The sequence below is a fragment of the Spirochaeta cellobiosiphila DSM 17781 genome, from assembly GCF_000426705.1.
In the GTDB taxonomy this organism is placed as follows: Bacteria; Spirochaetota; Spirochaetia; order DSM-17781; family DSM-17781; genus Spirochaeta_E; species Spirochaeta_E cellobiosiphila.
Genome location: NZ_AUFW01000017.1, coordinates 52,230 through 76,721, shown reverse-complemented (window position 1 = coordinate 76,721; position 24,492 = coordinate 52,230). Strand labels below are relative to the sequence as shown.

Annotated in this window: 23 protein-coding genes; 13 read left to right on the top strand and 10 right to left on the bottom strand. The window is 36.1% G+C overall.

Translation table 11 applies throughout. The features are described from left to right. Positions 1 to 3: 3 nt before the first annotated feature. Positions 4 to 2,229 (bottom strand): formate C-acetyltransferase, encoded by a 2,226-nt coding sequence (pflB, locus tag K345_RS0103165; RefSeq protein ID WP_028972943.1) that lies wholly within the window; start codon positions 2,227 to 2,229, stop codon positions 4 to 6. A gap of 141 nt (positions 2,230 to 2,370) precedes the next feature. Between pflB and K345_RS0103160 the strand changes: the two genes are divergently transcribed. The 10 genes from K345_RS0103160 (at position 2,371) to K345_RS0103110 (ending at position 13,373) form a co-directional block, all read left to right on the top strand. Next, positions 2,371 to 3,177 (top strand): formate/nitrite transporter family protein, encoded by an 807-nt coding sequence (locus K345_RS0103160; protein WP_028972942.1) that lies wholly within the window; start codon positions 2,371 to 2,373, stop codon positions 3,175 to 3,177. A 135-nt stretch (positions 3,178 to 3,312) separates the two neighbouring features. Then, positions 3,313 to 4,602: an esterase-like activity of phytase family protein gene (locus tag K345_RS0103155; RefSeq protein ID WP_245584596.1), complete on the top strand. Its 1,290-nt coding sequence runs from the start codon at positions 3,313 to 3,315 to the stop codon at positions 4,600 to 4,602. Positions 4,603 to 4,730: 128 nt separating this feature from the next. Then, positions 4,731 to 5,762 (top strand): iron-siderophore ABC transporter substrate-binding protein, encoded by a 1,032-nt coding sequence (locus K345_RS0103150; protein WP_053228026.1) that lies wholly within the window; start codon positions 4,731 to 4,733, stop codon positions 5,760 to 5,762. Positions 5,763 to 5,784: 22 nt separating this feature from the next. Then, positions 5,785 to 6,777: a FecCD family ABC transporter permease gene (locus K345_RS0103145; RefSeq protein ID WP_028972939.1), complete on the top strand. Its 993-nt coding sequence runs from the start codon at positions 5,785 to 5,787 to the stop codon at positions 6,775 to 6,777. After that, positions 6,774 to 7,784, top strand: a complete 1,011-nt coding sequence (locus K345_RS0103140) for a FecCD family ABC transporter permease (RefSeq protein WP_028972938.1) — start codon at positions 6,774 to 6,776, stop codon at positions 7,782 to 7,784. The genes K345_RS0103145 and K345_RS0103140 overlap by 4 nt, the downstream gene beginning before the upstream one ends. Positions 7,785 to 7,786: 2 nt before the next feature. Continuing rightward, entirely contained in the window at positions 7,787 to 9,370 is a 1,584-nt protein-coding gene (locus tag K345_RS22090) for an ABC transporter ATP-binding protein (protein ID WP_053228025.1), read from the top strand. 47 nt (positions 9,371 to 9,417) lie between these two features. After that, the gene (locus K345_RS0103125; protein WP_028972937.1) at positions 9,418 to 10,407 is read left to right on the top strand and encodes an NAD-dependent epimerase/dehydratase family protein; all 990 of its coding nucleotides are present in this window, start codon (positions 9,418 to 9,420) and stop codon (positions 10,405 to 10,407) included. Then, a complete protein-coding gene (locus K345_RS19480) occupies positions 10,376 to 11,173 on the top strand; it encodes an MBL fold metallo-hydrolase (RefSeq protein WP_053228024.1) in 798 nt (265 codons plus the stop codon). Before K345_RS0103125 ends, K345_RS19480 begins: the two co-directional genes overlap by 32 nt. Then, positions 11,170 to 12,447 (top strand): F390 synthetase-related protein, encoded by a 1,278-nt coding sequence (locus K345_RS0103115; protein WP_028972936.1) that lies wholly within the window; start codon positions 11,170 to 11,172, stop codon positions 12,445 to 12,447. The genes K345_RS19480 and K345_RS0103115 overlap by 4 nt, the downstream gene beginning before the upstream one ends. Continuing rightward, positions 12,444 to 13,373 (top strand): 3-oxoacyl-[acyl-carrier-protein] synthase III C-terminal domain-containing protein, encoded by a 930-nt coding sequence (locus K345_RS0103110; protein ID WP_028972935.1) that lies wholly within the window; start codon positions 12,444 to 12,446, stop codon positions 13,371 to 13,373. The genes K345_RS0103115 and K345_RS0103110 overlap by 4 nt, the downstream gene beginning before the upstream one ends. Here the strand turns inward: K345_RS0103110 and K345_RS19475 are convergent. Continuing rightward, entirely contained in the window at positions 13,348 to 14,496 is a 1,149-nt protein-coding gene (locus K345_RS19475; RefSeq protein WP_028972934.1) for an ATP-grasp domain-containing protein, read from the bottom strand. The genes K345_RS0103110 and K345_RS19475 overlap by 26 nt on opposite strands. Beyond that, positions 14,496 to 15,623, bottom strand: coding sequence for a hypothetical protein (locus tag K345_RS19470; protein ID WP_053228023.1), 1,128 nt, complete (start codon positions 15,621 to 15,623; stop codon positions 14,496 to 14,498). The genes K345_RS19475 and K345_RS19470 overlap by 1 nt, the downstream gene beginning before the upstream one ends. A gap of 64 nt (positions 15,624 to 15,687) precedes the next feature. Between K345_RS19470 and K345_RS0103095 the strand changes: the two genes are divergently transcribed. Continuing rightward, a complete protein-coding gene (locus K345_RS0103095; RefSeq protein WP_028972933.1) occupies positions 15,688 to 16,095 on the top strand; it encodes an NUDIX hydrolase in 408 nt (135 codons plus the stop codon). On the opposite strand, the gene K345_RS19465 is transcribed toward K345_RS0103095, so the two are convergent. Continuing rightward, complete coding sequence (locus K345_RS19465; protein ID WP_053228022.1) at positions 16,088 to 17,140, bottom strand: prenyltransferase/squalene oxidase repeat-containing protein; 1,053 nt, start codon at positions 17,138 to 17,140, stop codon at positions 16,088 to 16,090. The two genes, K345_RS0103095 and K345_RS19465, sit on opposite strands and share 8 nt — an antisense overlap. A 249-nt stretch (positions 17,141 to 17,389) precedes the next feature. Here K345_RS19465 and K345_RS0103085 point away from each other — a divergent pair, with 249 nt between their 5' ends. Continuing rightward, on the top strand, positions 17,390 to 18,220 hold the full coding sequence (locus K345_RS0103085) for a helix-turn-helix domain-containing protein (RefSeq protein WP_028972932.1): 831 nt from the start codon (positions 17,390 to 17,392) through the stop codon (positions 18,218 to 18,220). Positions 18,221 to 18,295: 75 nt separating this feature from the next. After that, the gene (nadN, locus tag K345_RS0103080) at positions 18,296 to 20,098 is read left to right on the top strand and encodes an NAD nucleotidase (protein WP_028972931.1); all 1,803 of its coding nucleotides are present in this window, start codon (positions 18,296 to 18,298) and stop codon (positions 20,096 to 20,098) included. Between the two features lie 93 nt (positions 20,099 to 20,191). Here nadN and K345_RS0103075 read toward each other — a convergent pair whose 3' ends face one another. The 6 genes from K345_RS0103075 to fldA all read right to left on the bottom strand — a co-directional run bounded on the left by K345_RS0103075 (position 20,192) and on the right by fldA (position 24,429). Beyond that, positions 20,192 to 20,419, bottom strand: coding sequence for a FeoC-like transcriptional regulator (locus tag K345_RS0103075; RefSeq protein WP_028972930.1), 228 nt, complete (start codon positions 20,417 to 20,419; stop codon positions 20,192 to 20,194). A gap of 11 nt (positions 20,420 to 20,430) precedes the next feature. After that, complete coding sequence (gene feoB, locus K345_RS0103070) at positions 20,431 to 22,722, bottom strand: Fe(2+) transporter permease subunit FeoB (RefSeq protein WP_028972929.1); 2,292 nt, start codon at positions 22,720 to 22,722, stop codon at positions 20,431 to 20,433. Then, positions 22,715 to 22,954, bottom strand: coding sequence for a FeoA family protein (locus K345_RS0103065; protein WP_028972928.1), 240 nt, complete (start codon positions 22,952 to 22,954; stop codon positions 22,715 to 22,717). Before K345_RS0103065 ends, feoB begins: the two co-directional genes overlap by 8 nt. A gap of 62 nt (positions 22,955 to 23,016) precedes the next feature. Beyond that, positions 23,017 to 23,262, bottom strand: coding sequence for a FeoA family protein (locus K345_RS0103060; RefSeq protein ID WP_028972927.1), 246 nt, complete (start codon positions 23,260 to 23,262; stop codon positions 23,017 to 23,019). A 256-nt stretch (positions 23,263 to 23,518) separates the two neighbouring features. Next, positions 23,519 to 23,854 (bottom strand): DUF2023 family protein, encoded by a 336-nt coding sequence (locus K345_RS0103055; RefSeq protein WP_028972926.1) that lies wholly within the window; start codon positions 23,852 to 23,854, stop codon positions 23,519 to 23,521. Positions 23,855 to 23,931: 77 nt separating this feature from the next. Beyond that, positions 23,932 to 24,429, bottom strand: coding sequence for a flavodoxin FldA (fldA, locus tag K345_RS0103050; RefSeq protein WP_028972925.1), 498 nt, complete (start codon positions 24,427 to 24,429; stop codon positions 23,932 to 23,934). Positions 24,430 to 24,492 lie beyond the last annotated feature (63 nt).

Below are 24,492 nucleotides of genomic sequence, written 5' to 3'. Positions count from 1 at the left end.
TCCTTACATCATTGAGTGGAATGTTCTAGAAACAACATCTTCCTGTTGTTCTCTTGTTAGCTTAATAAAGTTAACAGCATAACCAGATACTCGGATGGTAAGCTGTGGATACTTTTCTGGATGATCCATTGCATCTAGAAGAGTTTCTCTATTAAGTACATTAATGTTTACATGGTGACCACCTTCCAGGAAGTAGCCATCCATCAACTTAATTAGATTCTGAACTTGTTCATCATCTGATTTTCCTAAAGCTTTAGGTACGATGCTGAAAGTATAGGAAATCCCATCACTTGCATGTTCATAGGGTAACTTTGCTACAGAAGCAAAGGCAGCCAATGCTCCATGTGTATCTCTTCCATGAATAGGGTTTGCCCCTGGTCCAAAAGGAGATCCAGCTTTTCGTCCATCAGGAGTAGAACCTGTTTTCTTACCATATACTACATTACTTGTGATGGTTAAGATTGATTGGGTAGGTTCAGCATTTCTATAAGTTTTTTGCTTTCTTAATCTATCCATAAAACTTTCAACAAGGTTTACGGCTATTTGGTCAACGCGATCATCATTGTTGCCATATGCTGGGTATTCTTGTTCTACTTCATAATCTACAGCCAATCCTTCTTCATTTCGGATAACCTTTACTTTTCCATATTTTATAGAAGATAGAGAGTCAGCTGCTACAGATAAACCGGCAATACCACAAGCCATTGTTCTATGAATCTCTCTGTCGTGAAGGGCCATTTGAAGAGACTCATAATTGTATTTGTCATGCATATAATGAATGATATTAAGAGTTTTCATATAAAGTTCTGCTAACCAATCTAATACTGCATCAAATCTTTCTTTTACTTCATTATAGTCAAGATATTCACTTGTTATGGGAAGAAAAGCTGGTCCAACTTGTACTCCACTCTTTTCATCTTTACCACCATTGATGGCATAAAGCAAAGCCTTTGCTAAGTTAGCTCTAGCCCCAAAGAACTGCATTTGCTTACCGACTTTCATGGCTGACACACAACATGCGATAGCATAGTCATCACCATAATAAGTACGCATTAAACAATCGTTTTCATACTGAATGGCTGAAGTCTGTATAGACATTTTGGAAGCAAAGTCTTTGAAACCTTGAGGAAGTCTTGGTGTCCAAAGAACTGTTAAGTTAGGTTCTGGTGCTGGTCCTAAGTTAGTAAGAGTGTGAAGGACTCGGAAACTGTTTTTTGTAACTAGTGTTCGTCCATCAACTCCCATACCCCCAATAGCTTCTGTCACCCAGGTAGGATCCCCAGAGAACAGATCATTATACGCTGGTGTTCTTAAGAATCTAACCATTCGTAACTTCATTACAAAGTGATCCATTAATTCTTGAGCATCTTGTTCTGTTAAAACACCGGATGCTATATCTCTTTCGATATAAATATCTAAGAAAGATGATACACGACCAATTGACATGGCAGCACCATCCTGATCTTTGATAGCCGCTAGGTAAGCGAAATATGTCCATTGAATCGCTTCTTTTGCATTTGTTGCAGGAACAGAGATGTCAAAACCATAGAAGCCTGCCATTGTCTTTAAATCTTCTAAACTCTTGATTTGCTCTGATATTTCCTCTCGGCTCATGATATTGGTAGTAGTCATGTTAGGAGTATCGTAAGCTTCTTTCTTTTCTTTTTTGTCTTCGATTAATCGGTCTACACCATAGAGCGCTACTCTTCTATAGTCACCGATAATTCGTCCACGTCCATAGGCATCAGGTAATCCTGTTAATACACCAGATCTACGAGCCTTCATTATGTCTTCTGTATAAGCTGCAAAAACCCCATCATTATGAGTTGTTCTGTGTTTACTGTATATTTCTTCAACAACAGGATCTAACTTATAACCATAAGATTCCAATGCACCTTTTACAACTCGTAAACCACCTTTTGGCATTATTGCTCTTTTAAGTGGTTTATCAGTCTGATAACCTACGATTTGTTCAAGATCCTTGTCCACGTATCCGGCACCGTGGCTGATGACTGTTGAAGGAGTTGCTGTTTCTGCATCTAAAATACCATTCTTTCTTTCTTCTTCAACTAAGTCACAAATCTTGCCCCAAAGTTTTTCTGTCCTTTCTGTAGGACCTGTTAGGAAACTATCGTCTCCTTCGTATGGCGTGTAGTTCTTTTGAATGAATTCACGAACATCAATTTTGAACTGCCAGTTACCACCAATAAAATCTTTCCAAGCTTGCATGTTTTCGCCCCTTATGCTAATAGGTAAAAATCTTAAAAATCTTACCAAGAACATAATGTTTTCTTGGTCAAATATCTACACAATAATGATCTCAATCAATCTCAATTCTGTAGATACGAGCTTTATTAAAAGGAGAATGTGTTGAGTAAATCACTTAATACAAAGGAATTAGTTTTAAATCTGACTAGTTCAGTAGAGAAAAAGGCCTCTACAAAAATAGGTTTACTAATCTTGTCAGGTTTTTTAGCTGGGGCCTATATTTCAATGGCGTCACACCTTTCCATTGTTGCTTCAACAGGTTGGGAGGTTGCTGGTGTACCAGTATTTTACGGATTAAAGAAAATTATTTTTGGTGCTGTATTCTCAGTTGGCTTAATGTTAGTCGTTATTGGAGGATCTCAGTTGTTTACGAGCAATTGCCTTATTCCTCTAGCTGTTTATGAGAAAAAAGTAACCCTTCCTCAAATGCTTAATAACTGGGTTGTTGTTTGGTTTAGCAACCTTTTGGGGGCATTGTTTCTGGTCTTGCTCCTAGTCGTTGTTAGTGGACTTTATCATGGAGAAGTTGGTTACACGGCTATGAAAATCGCAGAATCCAAAGCGGGGATTACGGGAATACAGATGTTTGTGCGAGGAATAATGGCCAATTGGTTAGTTTGTTTGGCGGTTCTCATGGCTACAGCTTCAGAAGAAGTTTCTGGAAAAGTCTGGGCAATATTCTTTCCCGTAATGGCTTTTGTCGCATCAAGTTTTGAGCATAGTATTGCTAATATGTATTTTTTACCAGCTGGACTAATAACAAAGATTTTCCATCCAGATGGTGACCATTTTGCCTTGCTTACCTTAGGTAACACTTTAAAAAGTTTGGGTATTGTTACATTAGGAAATATTGTGGGTGGATCTTTTTTTGTGGGAACTCTCTATTACTGGATGGTCAAAAATAAATAAGTTTAAATGTTGTATGATCGATATTGATCATACAACACTGTTCTTGAGAACTAATGAATTATTAATGGTAAATAAATAAAATATGTTCTGTTAATAAAGTAGTATCGTCTCAATATTTATTTACAAGGGGCTATAATGAAAGCACTATTTCTTATATTAATCGTTATAAGCAGTTTATTGTTTTCCTGTAGGACATCCAATCAAATAGATCCAAGTTCTATCCATTCTGATGGAGTAATTCTTCCTTATTCCGTTTTAAACACATTACCTAATGGAACAGAAATAAGAAAAGGAGGGTATGGTTCTGCAGCCACAGCACATCCTTCCAAATCAAATTACTTTTATGCATTAACCGACAGAGGGCCTAATGTCACTTATATTGGAAAGGCTGGTAAAGGGAAGAAATTTCCTGTTCCTGATTACACGCCGAGAATCGGACTCTTTCAGTTAAGAAAAGATGGTACTGTAATATTAAAAAAGGAAATATTATTAAAAGATCCTAATGGTGTCCCTATCACGGGAATCCCTAATCCAGAAGGGCGAGGCTCTACAGGGGAAATCCCATATGATAATCAAGGTAATATCCTTTCTTTTGATGATTATGGTTTAGATGGAGAAGGTTTAGTTGCTTTAAAAAATGGTGAATTCTGGATAAGCGATGAGTATGGTCCCCACTTAGTTCATTACAATAAAAATGGTTTTGAGATTGAGCGGATTTCCCCTATTGGTGTTAATACAGGATATAGACATCTTCCTGCTGTTTTTGCCAAAAGGCGAGCCAATAGGGGTATGGAAGGTTTAACCATAACCCCAGATAAAAGTACTTTAGTGGGGATAATGCAGTCAACACTATATAATCCTAATAAGAAAGGCGTAACAAATAACACTGTCATTAGGATTGTCACTTTTAATTTAGCCACTAGTGAAACAAAACAGTACTTATATAAACAGGATAAACCTTGGAACTCTAATTCAGAGATTGAGTCTATTTCTGATACTGAGTTTTTAGTCGTTGAACGGGATGGAGCCTTTTCTGGTGAAAAAGAGGCACAAAAGTTAATATATAAAATCGATATTTCTCATGCTACAGATATCTCTAGTTCTGATGCTAATGATCCAAATGGTTTATTGATTCAAGGTAAAACAATCGAAGAGTGTTCTTATGAAGATCTCAAAGCTGCTGGCATTAAATTCGTGTCAAAAGAACTAGTTATTGACCTTGTAAAAGAACTTCCCAATCATTATCCCCATGATAAATTAGAAGGAATATGGATAATGGATGATAATACTATTGCTGTTTTAAATGATGATGATTTTGCAGTAACAGTTAATGGTGGTGAAGTTGTTCAAAAGTATTTGCCAGGAACGAATCTTGTAGATGGGGATGTTTTATACATCCTTCCTCTTAATAAGTCCATAAATTAGTATAAATTTGATTAAGACCTCAAAAATTGAGGTCTTAACTCCTACCATTAAATCATAATTAGCATTGCCATAGACCTCTTGCTTTAACTATAGTTAAGCTGTATAAACTATATCAGTTAGGAGTGTATATGAATTTTTCTAAATCATTAATTATATTTACAGCATTATTAACTATATCTATGAACGTATTTGCTAACGGTGATAAAGAACGTACTGATGTTACAGAGAAGGGGAACCTTCTCTCCAAGGGGTTTCCTCTTACTATAGATCACAAGTATGGAAGCACTACTATAGAGTCCCAACCCACTAGAATTGTCTCTGTTGGGTATACAGAACATGAAGCTCTTCTTGCTTTAGGTGTTGTTCCTATTGCTATCAGAGATTGGTATGGTGACTATCCGAATTCTTTATGGCCTTGGGCTCAAGAAGCGTTAGGAGACAGTGATCCTCCTTATGTGCTGTCCTCACGTGAATTAAATTTTGAAATAATAGCCTCTTTGAATCCTGATCTTATTGTGGGAGTTTCTTCAGGAATGACCCAGAAAGAATATGACACTTTGTCACAAATCGCACCTGTTATTGCTCAACCTGCTGATTATGTTGATTATGGAACTCCATGGCAGGTTGAGACTAGGATAATGGGACAAGTCGTTGGGAAAGCAGAGAAAGCAGAAGAGGTTGTGTCCTATATTGAAGATCGATTTGACTCTATTAAAAATAGCCATCCCCAATTTCAAGGTGCTACAGCAGCAATAGCTTTTGTTTTTCAGAATGAATTAGGTGCTTATGCTTCAGCTGATAGTCGTAGCCGTTTATTAACAGAACTTGGCTTTATTATCCCTCCTGAATATGATGAGATTGCAGGTGAAAAGTTCTATCTTAGTTTTAGTGAAGAACGAATGGATCTTCTTGATACAGATGTTATTATTTGGATAGGTGTAGGGGCAAAAGGTCTTGAAGCAATGAGACAATTCACTTTACGCAAGACATTAAAAGCAACAACAGAAGGACGTGAGTTTTTTGTCGGTAAGTTACTAGGTGGAGCCTTTTCTTTTGCTAGTCCTCTTAGCATTGATTATGCCTTGGATGAGTTAGTACCTGCTTTAGAAGCTGCCATTGATGGTGATCCTGAAACCCTAGTTCCTGAAAACATGAGATAGATAAGAACAACAGAGTGGTCCTTTGAAAATTGTAAAATTATATATATTGAACTTGGTTGTTCTTTTAATTGCTATTTGGCTTAGTATTACTATTGGAACTCTTCCCATAACTTTTCATCAGTTATGGGAGGCTCTTTTGCATTTTAATGCCCAGATATATGAGCACATTGTTATTCACGATTTACGTATTCCCAGAACAATTATTGGATTGGGAGTTGGGATGTCTCTTGCTCTAGCTGGTGCTGCTACACAAGGTATTACGAATAACCCCTTGAGTGGACCTTCTATCTTAGGAGTCAACAATGGCGCTGCATTTGCTATAGTATTAGGGTATCAACTCCTTTCTCCTATAAATGCTTTTGGTCTGTTCTTAATCGCCTTTGTAGGGGGAGTTGTAACACTTCTTATTGTATTAGCGATAGCAATGGCAGGTAATTCTGTTGTATCCCCTTCTAAAATGGTATTGGCTGGTGTTGTTGTTAGTTCTTTGTTAAGTGCTTGGACCTCAGGACTTCTTTTATTGAATCAGGAAATCCTGGACCAGTTTAGATTCTGGCTTGTTGGCTCTATAAGTGGTAGAAATGTGAATTACTTCTACCATTTGTTACCTATTAATTTAATATCCACACTGGGGCTATTTATATTGGCTCCTAGAATCAACATCCTAAATATGGGAGAAGAGAGAGCTAAAAGTATTGGGATGAATTCTAAATCTGTTCGTCTATTGACCTCTGTTTTCGCTGTTTGTCTTGCTGCAAGTTCTGTAAGTATAGCAGGGCCAATTGCCTTTGTTGGTCTGGCAGTCCCTCATATAGCACGTAAAATGATAGGAACTAACTATCGACAGATCATGGTCTTATCTATAATACAAGGACCTGCTTTTCTATTGTTAGCCGATACTATTGGACGTATAATCGCTGTTCCATCAGAAGTTCAAGTGGGAATTGTTACAGCAATGATCGGTGCACCTCTTTTAATAATGATAGCTTCCAGCCGGAGGTTGAAATTCGAATGATCAAGTATATTAGTATAGGACCTGTCTCTTTTCGGATAAAAAGTAGGCAATGGCTATTAATAATTTTTTCTTTTATTGTTTTATTAGTGTTGGCTATATGGGCGTCTTCTCTCGGGTCTTTAGGTTTAAGTCTAAAAGAAGTAATTGATGGAATATTAGGATTATCTGATAAAAGAACAATCTTTATTGTTCGTGGATTACGTTTGCCCCGTATTTTATCAGCTATCTTAGTGGGGATGGCTTTTTCATTATCAGGAATGGTATTCCAGACCTTGCTCAAGAATCCCTTAGCTTCCCCTGATATTGTGGGTATAAATACAGGTGCTAGTGCAGCTGTTGTATTAATAATCATTTCAGGATTGTCTTCCTCATTTATTCCTTTTGTGGCTTTTGTGGCCTCTATGTTGACAGCCTTGTTGGTTTATTTTTTGTCATCAAGGGATATTATAAATCCCTTAAAATTGATATTAGTTGGTATAGGCTTCAATGCTTTATTCACAGCTCTTGTTAATTATCTATTAGTAAAAGGTAATATCCATGATGTAAATGCTTCCTATCGATGGATGGTAGGAAGTCTCTATACTTCCAATTGGAATGACATAAAGTTATTACTTTTGGTTTTTCCTCTTCTTTTCTTAATTGGAATCATTCAACGACAGTTGCGGTTACTACAAGTGGGTAGTCAGACTGCAACATCAATCGGGCTGGCTGTTAGGAGGTATCAGCTAATGGCTTTAATTCTTGCCAGTCTATCGAGTGCTGTTGCAGTTTCTGTGGCTGGACCGATTTCTTTTGTTGCATTGATTGTTCCTCGAATTAGCAGAATGTTAAGCAAGGCAATCGATATAGGCTCTCTAATATTATGTGCAAATCTAGGGGCTATTATGGTTTTAGTAGCTGATATATTTGTTCAAAATGTACTTCCCGAAGGTCTTCCTGTCGGTACTGTTATTGCAGGTATAGGAGCACCTTACTTTCTCTATCTGTTGATCAGAACTAAGGAATAGATATGAATCTTGATATTAATGACTTGTCTACAGGATATGGGCAAAAGCAAATAATAAAGGAATTAAACCAGAGAATCAGTAGTGGAGAAATAACCTGCTTAATAGGACCGAATGGTTCTGGTAAGAGTACTTTACTTAGGGCTATCGCTAAGTTGCTGCCCATGAAACAAGGATATATCTATCTGAATGGTAAAGACATAAGTCAATATAAACCAAGTGAATACGCACGAAAGCTTGGTTTCCTACCACAGATAAGTAGTCAGCAAATCCAGACTACTGTAAAAGAATTGGTTAAACGAGGTCGATATCCTTATATGGGTATTTTTCAGAATCTCCAGGATTCGGATGAAGTAGCCATTAATAAAGCCTTGTCTATAGCAGGATTAATGGAATTAGCTGATAAACCTATTGATGAATTATCAGGAGGGCAAAGACAGAGGGCCTGGATAGCAATGGCTTTAGCTCAAGACACGGAGATATTATTATTAGATGAACCTACTACCTATTTAGATATCAACCATCGTCATGAGATACTCCAACTAATTGATGACTTGTGTCATATAGAAAACAAAACTGTTATAGTAGTTCTCCATGATTTGAATGAAGCTTCCCTATTAGCCCATAATGTTATTGCCATGGCAAATGGAGACGTTATGGCTTTTGGTAAGGGTAATGATATATTTAATTCTTCTTTGATGAGCCGATTATATTCTACAGCGTGTGAAGAGTATAAAACTAATGCCCCTAATAATCTTCCTATCATTCTTCCTATTAATAACCAGACCATTCAAAAGTCTACTGATGATTCTTTTCCTTCCTCCCTGACATTTAATAATGTTAAGCTTGGATATGGTGACCAGACTATCATCAATGAATTGAACTTAGAAATAAAGCAAGGGACTATAACGGTAATTCTTGGTCCCAACGGGTGTGGAAAATCTACCCTTCTTAAAGGTCTGATTGCTGATCTCCATCCTCAATCTGGTGAAATTTTATTAAATAATATAGACACTAGAACATTAAATGCTCATAAAAGAGCAGCCAAAATAGCCATGCTGTATCAACAAGAAGATTTACCAGAATACTGTAGTGTCATCGAATATGTTCAGTTAGGACGTTATCGACATAACCATTGGTATGATCAATGGAACAGAACTGATAGAGCTTTAATTGATGAAGCTCTGTCTACTGTGAATATGTTGGAGTATAAGAAAACTGATATTCATTCCCTTAGTGGTGGTCAGCAACAGCGCGTTCGCTTTGCTCGCCTTTTGGTTCAGCAATCTGATATGATCGTTCTTGATGAGCCAACTAGTTTCTTAGATTTAAAAAGTCAGGTTGATGTTTTGGAATGTGTAAAAAAATTAAATAAAACATTCGGGACAACAGTTATAATGGTTCTCCATGATCCTTGGCAGGCTTGTCGATATGCAGATGAAGTTATTCTTATGAATAACGGATCTGTTACCAATTATGGAAAAGTTAAATCTGTTTTAAGTCCTAAGGCATTAACTGATTTATATAATGTTCCTTGGATTGATCTTGGAAAAGAAGCTCCTCTTCTTATGCCTTATCATACTGCATAAAGTTGCTGTGGCTTCTATATAGTGTTATATTGCATTCCATGTCAGAAATGAAAGTATTAGTTACAGGAGCTACTGGATTTTTAGGTAGCTCGCTCATTAAATTATTAGAAGAACATAACATTATTATTCATGCCTTTGGTCGTAATTCCATTAAGGGAAATTTGTTAAAATCGACTTTGACCCAATTTTATCAAGGTGATTTATTAGATATAGAAGAATTACGTAAAGCAGCTTTAGGGTGTACCCATGTAATTCATGCTGCTGCTTTGTCTACCCTATGGGGAAAGTGGGATGACTTTTATCATTGTAATGTACAGGGTACGCAGAATATTCTTAAAATCTGCGAAGAATTAGAAATCAAGCGTCTCATTTATATTTCTTCTCCAAGTATTTATTGTTCGCCAGAAAATCAGTTTGATATACCTGAGGAACGTATAATTACCGGGAAGCCATTCAATTATTATATAAAAAGCAAACGCATGGCTGAAACTCTTATTAAAAGCCAGATAAATCCATCCTTTGAATGGACGATTATTAGACCACGAGGTTTATTTGGTATAGGAGATACCAGTTTGATTCCCCGTTTAATGGAAGCCAATGATAAACAAGGTATTCCCTTAATAAGGTCTGGTAAAAACTTGATGGATATCACATATGTGGATAATGTATCTTATTCCATCTATCTTGCTTTAATAAAAGATAATGTAAATACTCAAATATTTAATATCACTAACGGTGAGCCTATGACTTTTAAACAAATGATTACCATGTTTATGAATAAAATAAATAAACCTGTCAAATTTTTAAAGTTACCGCTGCCTCTTTTTAAACTTATTGTTAGCGCTATAGAAGCTTGGTATAAATTCTTCAAGATATATGAAGAACCTCCGGTAACTTTATATACATTAATAACCTTGGGTTATAGTCAAACTCTTGATATATCTAAAGCAGAAAAAATATTAGATTATAAGCCATTAATATCTGTTGAAGAAGGAATGGATATCTATGCCAAGTGGTATAAAGAACAAGATAAGTAGAATAAAAATATACGAATGTGGTTATTGTAATAACCACATGAATAGAGTCTTTATTGATGCCAAAAAAGAGATACGCTCCTTTCCTGCAAAAACTTTGCTTATAGAGCATAGTCAATATGGAAAGGTATTGGTTGATACTGGGTATGGTCCTTATATAATGTCTTATCATTATAAAGCCTTCCTGTATCGACTAATTAATCCTACTTTTTATAAAAGGGATAATAGTATTGTTAAACAGTTAAGGGGGGATGGCATTGGGGTCGATGATATTCAACAAATCATAGTAACTCATTTGCATCCTGATCACATCGGGAATCTAAGAGCCCTTCCTCATATTCCAATAATAATGTCTTCAAAAGCGTATGGAAATATTGGGAAATATCATTTAAAGGAGGCTGTTTTTAAAGAACACCTGCCTTCTGATTTATCTGAGCGTACAACGACCTATGAGTTAAATGATCAAAGCCCATTGAAAGGCTTTGTTGGATATGATTTGTGGGAAGATAATTCCCTTTGGTTAATTGATCTTCCCGGCCATGCCAGAGGGCATATGGGAATTTATCTACCAGAGAAACACATCTTTTATATTACTGATGCTTCTTGGGGAGTCGATCTTTTAGATGTGAATTTAAAGCGTATAGCTAGAAAGATTCAGTATAACTACCATGAGTATGTTACAACCATACAAAAAATAAAAACTTTGATAAATGAAGACGATACTCTTCAAATATTAACTTCCCATGGGCAAGAAGAGGTTTGTTTATGAGTAATCCTTTTGTCATTTTAAAATCCTACTTTAGGTATAAAAATCCCGGTCTTTATAGTTTGGAAAAATTAAAACTATTACAGAAAAAGCGTTTAGAGAAACATTTACATTATCTATGTAAGAAGTCTTCTTTTTATAGAATATTCGGTAAAGACATAATCCATCGTTTTACAGATCTTCCCCTCATGAATAAAAGAAAAATGATGGAACGATTTAATGACCTTGTAACCATTGATATAACCAAGGATGAAGCTTTTAATTTGGCTTTGGCTGCAGAAAGAAATAGAGAATTTTCTCCTACTTATCATAATATCACTGTGGGATTATCATCAGGAACTTCTGACCATAGAGGATTATTTATTACTAGCAAAAAAGAAATGGATCTTTGGACAGGGGCTATCTTAGCAAGAATGCTTCCACCAAAAGGTTTTCCCTTTCGTATAGCTTTTTTTCTAAGAGCCAACAGTAATCTGTATGAAAATGTGAATGCTCCTGGTATCTCATTTCATTACTATGATATCTATCAAAAAATGGATGAGCATATAGAGCACTTGTTGAATTTCAAAGCAAATATCCTTGTTGCTCCTCCTTCAGTATTAATTGTTTTGGCTGAATACATTCGTGGGGGAAAGCTTCCTCTTACCTTTAATAAAGTAATATCCGTGGCAGAAGTTTTAGAGAAAGAAGATGCAGAAGAACTTTGTAATGTGTTCCAGCAAAAGCACATTCATCAGGTCTATCAAAGCACAGAAGGTTTTCTAGGTTTTACCTGTCAGGAGGGGAAAATTCATCTTAATGAAGATATTGTATTTATTGAAAAAGAGGATCTTGGTTCAGGAAGATTTATTCCAATCATTACTGATTTTACTAGAAAATCCCAACCCATCATAAGGTACAGGCTTAATGATATATTAGTGGAGTCTAGTACAAAGTGTAAATGTGGTAGTTCCTTTATGGCTTTAGATAAGATCGAGGGACGAGAAGATGATATCTTTATCTTTGATCAAATAGGTGGAGGAAAAGTCAAATTATATCCAGATATGATTCGGCGTACTTTATTATATGTAGATGGTATCAAACAGTATCAGGTCATTCAGGTAGATGAAGAATTAATTGTATTTTACATAGAATGGGAAGACGATGACAATTGGGGCTCTGTCAAAGAAGAGTTTTGTAAGTTAATGAATCAATTCCAGATTGTACAACCTCAATTAGATATAAAAAAATATGAACATCGCATTACTCAAAAGTTGAAAAGGATAAAAAGATTATGAATAAATTAGAAATCTTAGGACATGGCACCTCTCTCGGCCAAAGGATGATTCGTTTTGGCGAGCAAAGGCGTTTCTGGTTGGGAGAAGGACAAGATCATAAGAACTTAACGATTGATGCTATTACCATAGCTCTTAATAGAGCAGGATTGTCTTTAGATGAGATAGACCTAATTGTCTTCGCCAGTGCAGTTGGGTATCAGCCCATACCGTCTACATCTTCTCTTATTAGTGAAATGTTAGGGTCGAGTAAACCTATCCCTTGTATGGATATTAATACTTCCTGTACTAGTTTTATTACTGCGCTAGATACAATATCCTATCTTATAGAAGCGGGAAGATATGCAAAAGTGTTAATTGTATCTGCTGAAGTCCCTTCTCAAGGTTTAAACAAAGATCAAAAAGAAAGTTATGAACTATTCAGTGATGCTGCAGCAGCTTTTATCATAAGTAAAACAGATAAGAACAAAGGTGTTATGTTTGCCAAGGAAAATACTTGGGGGGAAGGCGCTCATCATACGGAAATCAGAGGAGGCTTAAGTAACTTGCAAGGCCAACACTTTGATCCTTCTCGCTTACAAGACTATTTATTTGATATGAAAGGTAGAGAAGCTCTCCGTTTTACGATAAGCAAGGTCAGTCTTTTTTGTAAGGATTATGTGGCAGAAGGGGGAATCCCTCTTGAGAGTTTTGATAAGGTTATCCCTCATCAAGCGAGTAAAGCCCTTAGTTTTATAATGAAGCGACTGAATATTCCTCAGGATAAATACATTGATAATGTAGCTGATTATGGAAATATGGTAGCGGTTTCTGTTCCTTATATGCTTAGTCAAGCACTGGATAATTCTCTTGTCAAAGAAGGGGATTGTATCTTGTTGTTAGGAACGGCAGCAGGTTTAACCATTAATGGTCTGAGTCTGCTATTATGAGGGGACTAAAAGCAATATCTTCTACACTTGCTTCAATGGGGCTTATTTGTTTGAACAGGGCTTTCAAAAGTAAACCGGAATAGGATAGATATTGTCCCCATTCAGGAAACCTATCAGTGGGACTGGATATGACATCTCGTGAACGTCTAAAATCCTCTTTAAATTGTGTGTTATTTTTTCTATTGAAGATTTTCATGGCTAAGGCAATTTTATTCGCTTTTTGAAGAGGATAAATTCTTTCAGATTCCTGATCTATATAAACAGTATCTAAATGAGAGGATTGGCATAGAATATGAAATCCTGAGGTCATTCGGGGATTGCATTCTATAGGATAGTAATAACCCTCTTCTGTTTTGATAAAGTCAAAAGCTATCTGACCATGAAATCCCATATTAGTAACAAGTTTTTCAATCCATTTTTCAAGAACACTAATTTGATAATGTTCAAAAAATGTAGAAGCTCCTCCTGCTCGATATTGAGATTTATATACTGTATGAGCTTTAATATTACCATGTTGAATTACTGTATAGGAACAATACTCTTCACCCTTAATGTACTCTTGTGCTATCCAAGGATTCTCAACCGTGATTTGAGGAAGCTTTTTTTGTTTTAAATCGTTAAGGGATAAAACGCTTTCTCCAAAGCGAGAATATACTGGTTTTAAAATCCAATTTTTATCATGGTCAATAAAATCCTCTATATCACTGGTCTTATTAATCAGGATGGTATTAGGTATTTTAATATTCTTATGACTTATTTTTTTGGCTAATTTTATAAAAGAATATTTATTATGTAGGAGATTTAAAGTATCAAAACTATCGCAAAAAATATTTACATTCTTAGGAAGCCTTGACCTGTTTTGTGCAATATAAAATATTTCTTCACATGTGGGAATAAGACAATCAATATCAAATTTAATAAGACTATCTTTTAATGTTTGGACAAAGGATTCTGTCTTGTACCGTGGAGAAGGTAGTTTTATAAAGGCTCGTCCTGTATTGGAAAATCGACTCAAAGCCAGGTAATAGCTATCCGCATAATAGATGTTATGTCTTAATGCGGATAATCTTCTGCCTAAATCTAAGGTATAAGGAGCTCTGGCTCCTGTGAGGAGTATATTCATTAAAAATCTTTTTTCCTTAACATGGGTTCAAAAAATTGAGTTGCAAGGTAGTTGAGTATCTTCCAACCACGCCTTTGTTTTTTATTGGCACTACTGTCATCATACAAATTATACTCAATTATTTTCTGTGCACCCCTATTCAATTTGAAAGGACCAGCACCAGAACTTTGATTGAGTATTAAGTTTTTATCTTCAGATTCTTTCAATAACAAAAAAGATAATAAGCGATACAATCCTTCCTTTGGCGAAACGCTTAGATCATAACCAAAAAGAGGCGTAGTCATGATTTGTTCTCTGATAAAATATCCCAGTATGGCATCAATTCTTCCTTCTTTCTCTAATCCCATAAGGAAGAATGTATCAGATTTGATCGCTTTGTAAATAAATTCAGAAGTAAAATGGGGATTTAGGTTTGTGTACTTATCCAAATATAGCTGATTATACAATCCCAGTATGCGATCTATATTTTGGGTAGAAAAATCATCATTTCTAAGAACTTTGTATTCAGATCGCTCAAAAAGTTTTTTATCATTTTTATAGTCTCTCTTTTTATAAATCGAAGGATTCCAGGGTTCTGTGCAATATATTTGACGACTAGCTATCTTTTTAAAACCAAGCTTTAGACAAGTGTTTATCAGGTCCTTGTGATGTTGTTCATTTAGAGAGCGGAGCATAATAGTTTTTGTAGGGAACTTTTCCTTTATTACTTTGATGAGCTGAATCCATACCTTATTTGAAAGCTTTGGATAGAGGTTGGTAGAGAGAAACCAATTGTTAATGTACACAACATCATCAATATTTATCTTGGTATAAAAGTGATCTAAAAATTTTATTAAGAGCTTTGATATGAACCTAAGTGTCCTTGAGGAAATGAGTTCCACTTCTTCTCTTGCATAAACAATGTAATGACTGTAAGGGGAACATACATAACAATTGGGTTTATCTGAGTCTGGAATAGCAATGGGAATCCACTGGTCCTCAATGTTGACAAAATATAACTGTGCCCAAACATTTGATATATCTGTATTAATGTTGTAAGAGGGACTTTCATTATAGAAGAATCTGTGAGTATAATCCTTGGTTAAGGATTTGTGCGATAAGAATTCTTCAGCAGTTAAAATATCCATGCCTTTGTAAAAGTAGCCTATTGTTCTAGTGATAACAATAAACTTTGTATATTCTGGAGTTAAAATGGAGAAAAAAGTAACCTTTTCAGTTAAAGCCTTAATAATAAACGATAACAAGTTTTTGGCTCTACGACGTAATTATCCGAACCCCTCTGTGTGGGAGTTGCCTGGTGGTCATTTGGAATATGGAGAAACCGCTCCAGAAGCATTGATCAGAGAGATCAAGGAAGAAGTGAATTATCATGTAAAACCACTTCGCTTTGTTGATACCTGGGATTCCTATTTTCCTAATAGACAGATAACAGGGATTATCTATTTATGTCAGTTGAATTCTGATATCAATGATTTACGTTTATCTGAGGAACATGGGGAATACCGATGGTTATCATGTGACAGCAAAGAATATGAACTCTTAGCACCTACTTTTGCTTCTAGAATTATACATTGGGATTGGTCCACCTTAATCAAATAGACAAAATGTTTTTATAAAATCCTGAGGGTAATATTTCAATGTTTTTTACAGCTTCTGCAGGAAATAGTTTTTTTGTTAAATATTGAATTTTAATAGCCTGAGTAGAAGCATTCATATCTCCTTCTTCTAATCCTTTGCCTAAGGGTACATTATTAGGGGTAACCAGAGAGTTGTGAATATGCCGTGAGAAGCCTCCATCTTTTTTGTAATATAGTCTTAGGTTCCTCCATGTAATATTCAATATAAGATCTATGTCTTTCTTAGGTATCTCTCCTAGTTGGGGAGTGATGGCATCTAGTAAATCCATAACGTTACGTGTCCAACACATGTCTTCAGATGTATCGTTAACCAAAGTGTATTTCATATAGTCATATACCCTGTCTGCCAAAGGGAAGGGTATGTTTAATTTCTTAAAAAACAAGGATAATTTAAACGCCCCAGATATTTTTAGGTATGGGCGTCCCTCTCCCCACATACCTGTTTGTGAATCCTGTTTTTCTTCCAGGAATTGCATCACACAATTCAGGAACTCTTTCTTATCTTGTTGTTCCATTAATTGAAAATATACAGAAGTGGCAGATATGTTATCACAAGCCATCCAAGGGTTATCCCAAGGTCGCTCAACAAGCCAAGTTTTTAAACTATCCAAGCTTTTTAAATGAAGAGGTAAATTCTTTGTTACTAGACTCTCTGTTGGATATAAAGGTTTACCTCCTAGAATGTATAAACTTTTCAAACTATACATTAAGGCACGAGCTACCATCCTATCATATTGCTTCATGTCATTATGGGAATCAATAAAATAACCTGTATCTAATTGCTTTTGTTGAAAAAAAAGGATGAGTTTTTTTACCATTTCATCAGGCATCGAATCCATTAGTTTTACATTTGTAAGTATGTCTAATGCTTGGGCTGTAGATTCAATATCCGGGTTAAACTCTGGAGAATCTTTTGCACTTTTAGAGTAGTAAAATCCGCCTATAACGGGATCATATAAAGAAGCTAACCAAGGAAAAAAGTTACCAAACAAAGGATCTTTATACATATTATTCCACCTCTGAGAGAGTTTTTCAAAGGGTAAAAGTTATAGTATCCCCTTGAAAAGGATAAAAAAACAAGTCAGCCCTGGAAGCAACGGGTTTGAACACTTTTCTTTACCTCCAGGGCTATCGACATGGGTTACCGCAGATCGGTAATATTAGTAAGTTGTTCTCAAGATATACTAGTTTTCTATAAAAATCTGATCAGTTATTAATAGATTTACACTATTGCTCTTATATTTTAATATAAAACTATGAATTTTGAACGCTCCTTATTTAATAAAGGTCAAGTTGATTTCTATATCTCTTCTCGTAGACTTTCTGCTTCCCAACCTAAACATGAGCATAGTTTTTATGAGATTCTTTACATAACAGAAGGAGAAAGGGATTTCTTAGTTGGAGATCGCATTTTTCAGGCTAAGAAGGGAGACTTTATTTTCATTGGACCTCATGTGTTGCATACAGCAACCATTAACAATAGTTCTGAGTGTGATTGTTTGCTCGTATATGTAACAGAAGGGTTTCTGAAAAGGACAGGCTGTACAGAATGTTTAGAAGCTTGGGGGCAAAAGGATAAGTTCCATTTACAGCTGCCTCTCAAGGAGCAGGAAGATGTAGGTTTTCTATTGCGTCATACCCTGTTTGAAGGGCATCATCAGGAATGGGGATATTCTGTTATGATGACATCATTTTTAATGAGGATGATCATTATCATAGGCCGTTCTTATGATCATAATAGGGAATTAAAGAATTGTCAGCTTAGTCCAAAACAGGAGAAGGTCGCTAGAATCCTAGGTTATCTTCAACAGAATTATCAGAATGAATTGAACCTGCAAATGATTGCGGATAAATTTTATCTTAGTTCACCTTACCTGAGTAAAATATTTAAAGAGGTAACAAATTATAATTTTGTGGAGTATTTAAATTGTTTGAGGGTAAGTGAAGCCAAAAAACTACTTAAAAACAAAAAAAATAAAATTATAGATGTAGCCTCAGAGGTAGGTTTTGGAAGTATCACCCATTTTGGTAAAGTTTTTAAAGAAGTGACCGGACATCCTCCTCGATATTACAGACATACTCCATAAAAATTATTAGATTCTATTGCAATTAAAAGGGTACTTGGATCATCCTTGAGATAACACTAAACAAGGAGAATTTAAATGCCAATGAAGAAATTCTTTCCATTGACTATTTTAGCTGTTGTAGTTTTATTAGCCTCTTGTGCTAATGATTCTAATAACACAGCCCCCCTGGATATTCGTATCTTACATATGAATGATACCCATTCCCATTTTGAAAGTATCCAACAGGATCTTACTTTTGATGAGATTGGTACTGTTCGAGCTCAAATAGGAGGAATGGCTGAAATCAGTACCATTCTTAATGAACTACGTTCTGAAAGAGAAAATGTTCTTACGTTACATGCTGGTGATGCCATAATGGGTACAACCTATTTTACTTTTTTTAATGGGAACGCAGAAGCTGATGTTCTTAATGCCATGGGCTTTGAGGCTCTATCGATTGGTAACCATGAGTTTGATTTGGGTGATGAATTTTTAGCAGAGCTAATCCAGAAATTTGATTTTCCAGTCATCAGTGCTAATGTAGTACCTGATAAAGGTAATGTCCTTGATGGATTATTTTCCCCTTATATTATTAAAGAATTTGATGGTCAGAAGATTGGGATTATTGGACTTACTATTGCACAAAAGACTAAAGAATCTTCAAGTCCTAGTGATGAGATACAATTCCATGAAGAAGCAAAAACTGTTCAGAAGTATGTTGATGTTCTTAAGAAAAAGAAGATTAAAAAAATCATTGTACTGGCACATGATACTTATGAAAAGGTAAGTGCTTGGGCTCCTCTTGTCACAGATGTTGATGTTATTGTTTCTGGAGATTCTCACACCAAATTAGGCGAGCTTGATTCTTATGGTCTTGTTTCTGAAGGTTCCTATCCAACAGTAACGACCTCAAAGAATGGTGATCCTGTCTATATCGTTCAAGCTTGGGAATATGGTAAAATGTTAGGAGCTCTTGATGTGACTTTTGAAGGTGACATTGTAACTTCTGCTTCTGGTCATCCTTATATACCAGTCAGTGCTGAATTAAAGGTTGATTCTGGTAATAATGATGATAAAGGGAACCCTCAATTCGTAGAGGTAAATGGTGATGAACTGGCGAAATTACAGGAAACAGTAGAGGCTTCAGGTATATTCACCATTGTATCTCCTGATCCTAGTATTGAAGGTATTATCAAAGGATACAATGATATGAAAGGGGAAGCTGAAATGGAAGTGATAGCTTCAGTTAGTGAGAACCTTGGTCATAATCGTATACCTGGCGATGGACGAGATGGTTATGTCTTACCTTTGGGATCTGATATTGCTCCTATCGTAGCCAAAGCTTTCTATGAGATAGACCCCAAAGCAGATCTGTCCATTCAGAATGGTGGTGGTGTACGGATCAGTATTCCTGCTGGTGATTTAACGATGAAGGAAGCATATGAATTACTACCTTTCTCTAATACTATGTATGAGATAAATATGACCGGTGCCGAAATCGTTCAAGTCATGGAAGATGCTCTATCCAATGCTTTGGATAATGGGTCAACAGGAAGTTTCCCTTATGCTTATGGTATTCGCTATGATGTTGATGCTACTAAGGACGCGTATAGTCGAATCAATAATATGGAAATCTTGGACAGAAAAACTGGCGTTTGGAGTCCTATAGAAATGGACAGCTTTTATGTTGTTTTGACAAATGATTATATCGCAAGTGGTAAAGACGGTTATGTTACATTCAAGACTGTTCAAGATGAACGTGGTAATGGATACGATACTATGACTGATTATGCTTTAAGCTTTATCAAATATGCCAGGGAACTAGAAAGTGCAGGTAATGATTTATCTAAGCTATCCAAGGAGGAGTTCCCTATGAAGTCTTATATTCCTAATAAGTAATTAAGTGGAATAAAATCCTTAAAATAAAAACCCATTAGGTAGCAGCCTAATGGGTTTTCCTTATATAAAATTAAGAATATTAAGTCAGTTTATTCATCCTACCCACTTATAGTAGACAGAATCCTTCTCATCGCAAGAAGATCCACAATTACAGCTTTTACAGGGAAGGGGAACTTTATATTCCTCAACAAGATGGCGTTGTTGTAGTAAATGAAGGGATAATCTAACCATCTCTTTATCTTCTTTCAGCATTCCCACGATTTGTAATAGAGAGGCTTCTTTATGATCTCTTAGGAAACTTCTTACTTCTTTCACTAACATAATTATTCTCCTTATTGGACTAAGGCTTTGTTCTCTTTTCTTCCTAGAATATACAAACCAACTATGATGAAGGCCAATAGCAGCATGGCAACGCCAATCATTATAAGATTATGTCCTACTGTGACTTGGTAGTATGTGACTGAGACTATCCAACCTAATAGGGTTAAATATGCAGCGTTTAACGAACCAAGGAAGGGGCCTGCTTCTTTCCATACAGCACCAAAGGCCGCAACACAAGGGAAGTAGAGTAAAATAAACAAAAGGTAAGCATAAGCTTGATTTGGACCTTTTGAAAAATACTTTTGCATTTGCTGGAATAACCCAGAATCTGCACCAATCTCATTAGCAAGCGCTGTTTCGTCTGATTCTGAAAGAACACCTAATCCTAGAGGATCTGCAATGGCTGTCCATATACCGGATAGTGCATCAGGTATGGACAAGAAGGCATCACTGATTCCCGCCCAGAAGTCAAACTCCTCTTCTTCTTCACCAGATTCGATGGCTGCTAGCTGTCCATATAGAGAGTTCAATGTTCCTACTACTGCTTCTTTAGCAAATAGTCCTGTAAAAAGTCCTACTGTAGCAGGCCAGTTTTCTTTTTCAATTCCCATAGGTGTGAACACAGGTGTGATCGTTTTACCAATGGCAGCCAAAAGCGAGTCTTCACTATCTTCATTACCAAAAGTACCTTTTGTACTAATCGAATTAAGTAAACTCAAGATGGCAACGACGATTATAATGGCTTTTCCAGATCGTAAAACAAAAGATTTTAACCTATCCCAGGTATGAATAATAATATGCTTTAGTCTAGGTGCGTGATAGGGGGGGAGTTCCATAACAAAGTAGGAAGCTTCTCCTCTAAATAAAGTATTCTTCATTAGTAAACCAGTCAGTACAGCAAAGATAATACCTGCTACATAGATAGAGAATACAATTAAACCGCCATTCTTAGGAAAAAAGGCCGCCACGAATAATGCATATACAGGTAACCTGGCACCACAGGACATAAAGGGAGCCATGAAAATCGTTAGTAATCTATCTTTCTTATTTTCCAAAGTTCTTGTTGCCATTACGGCAGGAACAGTACAACCGAAACCAACCAATAAAGGAACAAAGGACTTACCTGGTAAGCCAATAAATCGCATGAATCTATCCATAACAAAGGCTGCTCGTGCCATATAACCACTATCTTCAAGCAGAGAAAGCATAAAGAACATCATGAATACTATTGGAATAAAGGTTGATACTGTTTGAATACCTCCACCAATACCATTAGCTAATAAAACAACGAGCCATTCAGGTGAACCTATATTGGTAAGTAAAGTGCCAAAGCCATCAACAAAAATAGTTCCAAAAAAGATATCAAAGAAGTCAATGAAAGCTCCACCTACGGTAATGGTTAACCAGAATATTAAGTACATAGCCCCTAGGAATAAAGGAATTCCAAGGAACTTGTTCAAGACCCACTTATCGATTTTATCTGTTGTGGATTGTCTGTTTTCTAAACGTTTAATACATTGTTTGGCGATACCATGAATGAAGCCGTAGCGGGCATCGGCTGCAATAATGTCTACGGAATCATCTAAAATTGATTCGATTTCATTTTTTTCTTTATCGATAACTTCATGCGTGATCTCTTCATTGGCTATAGTTTTTTCTATTACCCAACTATCATCTTCAAGAATTTTGATGGCCACCCATCGTGTATCAACGCCTAAGTCTTTGGCTGTCTTAGTTAGACCACTTTGTAACTTAGCGATGCTGTCTTCTAGTTCATTTGGATAAGCCACAGAAGAGTTTGAGACTTTTGTGTTTTTAAGTGCCTTGAGTATTTCTTCTTTGACATTTTTTATGTCATTGTTCTGAACCGCAGATATGCCGATCACAGGTATAGAAAGAGTCTTAGAAAGCTCTTTTAAATCTATTTGAATTTTATTCTTTTCAGCCATATCCATCATGTTAAGCACAAGGAATACTGGCACATTCATTTCAATAAGTTGTGTTGTGAGGTAGAGATTCCTTTCCAGGTTTGTGGCATCAATGATGTTCACTATCATAGAAGGTTCGCCACTAAGCGCATAATCTCTCGCTGCTTTTTCATCTTCAGACTGGGCAGAGAAGGAATAGATTCCCGGAAGATCCACTACAGTTACTTTATCTTCACCATAAGTAAAATGTCCTTCTCTTTTCTCGACGGTAACACCAGGCCAGTTTCCTGTTCGTATTTTACCACCAGTTAAACCGTTGAATAAGGTCGTTTTACCACAGTTCGGATTGCCAACTAGTGCGATTGTCTTACTCATGGCTGACCTCTTCAAATTTGAGTATTTGTGCTTCTTCCTTACGAAGTGATAATTTAAACCCTCTCACGAGAATTTCTACTGGATCACCCATAGGGGCTACCTTTGTCAGTTCTACCTCTGTTCCACGTGTTAAGCCCATGGATAATAATTTTTGGCGATAAGTGGGGTTATCTTTTTCATAGCCGCTTATCACGACTTTATCTCCTACGTGGAGATCTTGAATGGTCGCCATTCCCTGCCTCCTGAATTGATGGTTCTGTGTGAGTAATAAAAAATTTATTCAGTAGTATTATGTTAGTTAGGCTGAACCATGATACGATTCAACATTCCGTGGCTAATCATAACCCTAGTATTGTTGACCATTACAAGACAGGGACCTTCTCCTGCCTTTCGTATCATTTTTATTGTCTGACCGGGAATCAATGCTTGGCTAATACATTTTTCTTTAAATTCTCCACCACCTCTTAGATTACTGATGATTAATTCATCATTATCCTGGGCAAATAGTAATGGAAATTCTGGTGCTTTTGTATTGTTCATAATAGATCTCCTTGAAGTAGTAATCCTTTACTTACTTAGATCTTCCTAATATTAGTAGTTACAGACCTTTTATCTTAAGTCATATTAATCCTTATAATATTAGAAGATCAATACGTTCTCACATGCTATTAGTCAAGTATCAAATAACGGTTATTGCCTGACGATAATTAGTTATTAACTAACATTAACACTGTCCTCCCATAGTAGATAGCCTTAAAGATATTAGTCAAGGCTAATTTTCATTTATATGGATAAATTAAGCGCAAACTTCCTCTTTTGTTGTACTACGTTTTAGATAACGTTTGCACTGTTCCATTCTGCTATATCCTAAGAGTGTCCCCAGAATAAAGTCCTCTTCATTTGTGAACTCGTTTAGTGGTTTGTGGATGAATTGACTGATAAGTTCAACACATTCCGATTCTCCAAAAAAGAGATTATATCTAGAGGGAGTAACTTCCTGTATGACATAAGCCATATGTGAGTTCTCCAACTTTTGAATAGATTTCTCCAATTCTTTTTTGTGAATTGTATGAAGGACGAGATTACGTAGACCTTTTTGAAGTTCATAAATGTGGTGACATAGTATTTTCATCTTCATCTCCTAGAGGGAAGGGCCTACAGGTGGACAAACCTGCAGGCCCGTATAAAACAATAGAAAAGTGTGTGTGACTACATTTGGGCTTTAAGGGAACCCACCCATTCTTCTACTCGTTCTTGTGTCTTGTCTGATTGATTGTCCTCATCTATAGGAAGACCGATAAACTTGCCATCAACCAGAGCTTTAGACTCATCAAAATTGTATCCTTCAGGACCCACCATTCCTAGGAAAGAAGCTCCCGTAGATTGGATAGCTTCATATATAATTCCAAGAGAATCTACAAAGGTGTCTGGATAGCCTTCTTGATCACCCGTTCCGAAGAAAGCTATTTTCTTTCCTGTTAAATCTAGTTTTGCTAGTTCATTTATTTTTATTTCCCAATCATCTTGTAGATCACCCATTCCCCAAGTTGAGGATCCCAGGAGAAGGATGTCATAATCTAAAAAGTCTTTAACACTTGCATCACTAATGTCCTGCAAGTCAGCTTCTGCTAAAAGTTCTTTTATTTTTTCTGCAACTGTTTCTGTATTTCCTGTTGTAGAACCATAAAAAATCCCAATCTTTGCCATTACTTATATCCTTTTGGTTAATACCAGTTAACTTGTTCTCTCATTATTAGATATATAGATCAC

Coding starts and splice junctions, on each gene's coding strand:
- pflB (WP_028972943.1), bottom strand. CDS start 2,229: ATGCAAGCTTGGAAAGATTTTATTGGTGGTAACTGGCAGTTCAAAATT.
- K345_RS0103155 (WP_245584596.1), top strand. CDS start 3,313: ATGAAAGCACTATTTCTTATATTAATCGTTATAAGCAGTTTATTGTTT.
- K345_RS0103150 (WP_053228026.1), top strand. CDS start 4,731: ATGAATTTTTCTAAATCATTAATTATATTTACAGCATTATTAACTATA.
- K345_RS0103140 (WP_028972938.1), top strand. CDS start 6,774: ATGATCAAGTATATTAGTATAGGACCTGTCTCTTTTCGGATAAAAAGT.
- K345_RS22090 (WP_053228025.1), top strand. CDS start 7,787: ATGAATCTTGATATTAATGACTTGTCTACAGGATATGGGCAAAAGCAA.
- K345_RS0103125 (WP_028972937.1), top strand. CDS start 9,418: ATGAAAGTATTAGTTACAGGAGCTACTGGATTTTTAGGTAGCTCGCTC.
- K345_RS19480 (WP_053228024.1), top strand. CDS start 10,376: ATGCCAAGTGGTATAAAGAACAAGATAAGTAGAATAAAAATATACGAA.
- K345_RS0103115 (WP_028972936.1), top strand. CDS start 11,170: ATGAGTAATCCTTTTGTCATTTTAAAATCCTACTTTAGGTATAAAAAT.
- K345_RS0103110 (WP_028972935.1), top strand. CDS start 12,444: ATGAATAAATTAGAAATCTTAGGACATGGCACCTCTCTCGGCCAAAGG.
- K345_RS19475 (WP_028972934.1), bottom strand. CDS start 14,496: ATGAATATACTCCTCACAGGAGCCAGAGCTCCTTATACCTTAGATTTA.
- K345_RS19470 (WP_053228023.1), bottom strand. CDS start 15,623: ATGGATATTTTAACTGCTGAAGAATTCTTATCGCACAAATCCTTAACC.
- K345_RS0103095 (WP_028972933.1), top strand. CDS start 15,688: ATGGAGAAAAAAGTAACCTTTTCAGTTAAAGCCTTAATAATAAACGAT.
- K345_RS19465 (WP_053228022.1), bottom strand. CDS start 17,140: ATGTATAAAGATCCTTTGTTTGGTAACTTTTTTCCTTGGTTAGCTTCT.
- K345_RS0103085 (WP_028972932.1), top strand. CDS start 17,390: ATGAATTTTGAACGCTCCTTATTTAATAAAGGTCAAGTTGATTTCTAT.
- nadN (WP_028972931.1), top strand. CDS start 18,296: ATGCCAATGAAGAAATTCTTTCCATTGACTATTTTAGCTGTTGTAGTT.
- K345_RS0103075 (WP_028972930.1), bottom strand. CDS start 20,419: ATGTTAGTGAAAGAAGTAAGAAGTTTCCTAAGAGATCATAAAGAAGCC.
- feoB (WP_028972929.1), bottom strand. CDS start 22,722: ATGAGTAAGACAATCGCACTAGTTGGCAATCCGAACTGTGGTAAAACG.
- K345_RS0103065 (WP_028972928.1), bottom strand. CDS start 22,954: ATGGCGACCATTCAAGATCTCCACGTAGGAGATAAAGTCGTGATAAGC.
- K345_RS0103060 (WP_028972927.1), bottom strand. CDS start 23,262: ATGAACAATACAAAAGCACCAGAATTTCCATTACTATTTGCCCAGGAT.
- K345_RS0103055 (WP_028972926.1), bottom strand. CDS start 23,854: ATGAAAATACTATGTCACCACATTTATGAACTTCAAAAAGGTCTACGT.
- fldA (WP_028972925.1), bottom strand. CDS start 24,429: ATGGCAAAGATTGGGATTTTTTATGGTTCTACAACAGGAAATACAGAA.